The 1,508-nt window shown below is 62.4% G+C and carries 2 protein-coding genes and 1 pseudogene; 2 read left to right on the plus strand and 1 reads right to left on the minus strand.

All coding sequences use genetic code 11. From position 1 onward, the window contains the following. A pseudogene (locus tag ELR45_RS42830) lies at positions 1-440 on the plus strand (hypothetical protein); the annotation flags it as partial. A 205-nt stretch (positions 441-645) separates the two neighbouring features. On the opposite strand, the gene ELR45_RS19045 reads toward ELR45_RS42830, so the two are convergent. After that, positions 646-1,077, minus strand: coding sequence for a nuclear transport factor 2 family protein (locus ELR45_RS19045; protein WP_205856860.1), 432 nt, complete (start codon positions 1,075-1,077; stop codon positions 646-648). 188 nt (positions 1,078-1,265) lie between these two features. Here ELR45_RS19045 and ELR45_RS42835 point away from each other — a divergent pair, with 188 nt between their 5' ends. Beyond that, complete coding sequence (locus ELR45_RS42835; protein WP_476704132.1) at positions 1,266-1,397, plus strand: hypothetical protein; 132 nt, start codon at positions 1,266-1,268, stop codon at positions 1,395-1,397. Positions 1,398-1,508: the final 111 nt, after the last annotated feature.

The following is a 1,508-nucleotide window of genomic DNA, read 5'->3' on the forward strand; positions in this document are numbered from 1 at the left end:
AAAAGACCAGGTCAGAGCCCTGGAAGAGCTCCGTGAAAAGCTCCCCAGCCTCGATATGCCCGAGCCGCCGTCGATCACGCGCGATCGGCCCCCGGCGGGCCCGGCAACTCGGTGCCGATCAAGTCGAGGAGTTGATCGCGGGCTACCAGGCCGGCGCGACGGTTTATGAACTCAGTGACCGGTTCGGCATCGAACGGCGAACGGTCAGCAACATCCTCCACCGACACGGCGTACCGATGCGCCGCCGCAGCCTCCCCCGACCAGGTTGACCACGCCATCCACCTCTACAACCTCGGCTGGTGCTGAACACGCTACGTGAACGGGGCATCCCCACGCCAGACACCCACGGACGTCCATCTCCTACACAGCCATGGCAAGAAGCTCTACCTACAACCGAACTCCTCTCCACGTTCGTGGCACACGTAGGTTCTCATGCTTGATTGCGCTTTCTCATTGATTCTGCGCCTATCTTGCACTTGCACAGTTTCGATGAGAATCGAACCGCAGGACGGGGACAGTCGTGGCGGCTCGGCATCCGATGCCGTAGCTTGTTGCCGCGATGCATCAATGCCGCCGGCCCGCTTTGCTACGACCGGCGGCGTGATAACACCGCGTTTGTGGCCTCGACGAGGTCGCGGCGGGCCATCAGCCGGTCGAGCAGGCCTTCGCAATCGCTGCGGTGTCCCAGTAGAACGGATGCACCTCGGTGATGCGCCCGTCCTCGACCGTGATCGTCTGCAGGATCGGGAAGCGCAGCTCACGCCCGGTGGCCCGGGCACGTGCGCGCACGCGAGTCAGGACGACGAGTGGACTCGTGTCACTCAGGAACTCCTGATCCACCATCTCGAAGGCGTCCCACGCTTGGCTCATCGCGAGAAAGAACTGCTCCAGACCTTCATGGCCGCGCCAGATTCCCCCGTAGGGCAGGGAGTCTGCCTGGTACAGCACAACATCCGGGGCAAAGTATGGCACGAGCAGCGCGAACGACGCACTCCCCGGACCACCCGCGGCGAGATACTCAGCCTCCGCTGCATACATACCTTTGAGCACGGACATGGCGGCCGTTGTCGATGACATAGTCATGACGATCACCCTGGATCATCACACCACGCTCCGCTGGCGGGAATCCGCCGTCGCGATCACCTGGCGCCAAGCCAGTGGTCGCCCACCTGGCAACCAGCACACAAGGCGCTCCGGCGCCATGACATCTGCGACGAACGCACAGCACGGAGAAAGCGAAGTATCGATGAGAAAAACTGTCACGCATGGCGCGCAACCGGCTCGACGATGCAATGGTCATGGCCGACCTCCGCAAGCGCGGCGTGACCCTAGTATCTGCGACAGAGTCCATCGACGACTCACCCGCTGGAGAACCTCGTCGTGGCCAAGTCACCTGAGTGGCACGCCCCAAAGTCCACTCGGGTAGATCGTCGCTATGGATGGCACCCACTGGTTCACCGTGGCGGCTATAACGCCGAGAAGCAATCGATCAGCAAGCAGACGAGGAT

The organism is Phytoactinopolyspora endophytica, from assembly GCF_004138495.1.
GTDB lineage: Bacteria > Actinomycetota > Actinomycetes > Jiangellales > Jiangellaceae > Phytoactinopolyspora > Phytoactinopolyspora endophytica.

Coding starts and splice junctions, on each gene's coding strand:
- ELR45_RS19045 (WP_205856860.1), bottom strand. CDS start 1,077: ATGTCATCGACAACGGCCGCCATGTCCGTGCTCAAAGGTATGTATGCA.
- ELR45_RS42835 (WP_476704132.1), top strand. CDS start 1,266: ATGGCGCGCAACCGGCTCGACGATGCAATGGTCATGGCCGACCTCCGC.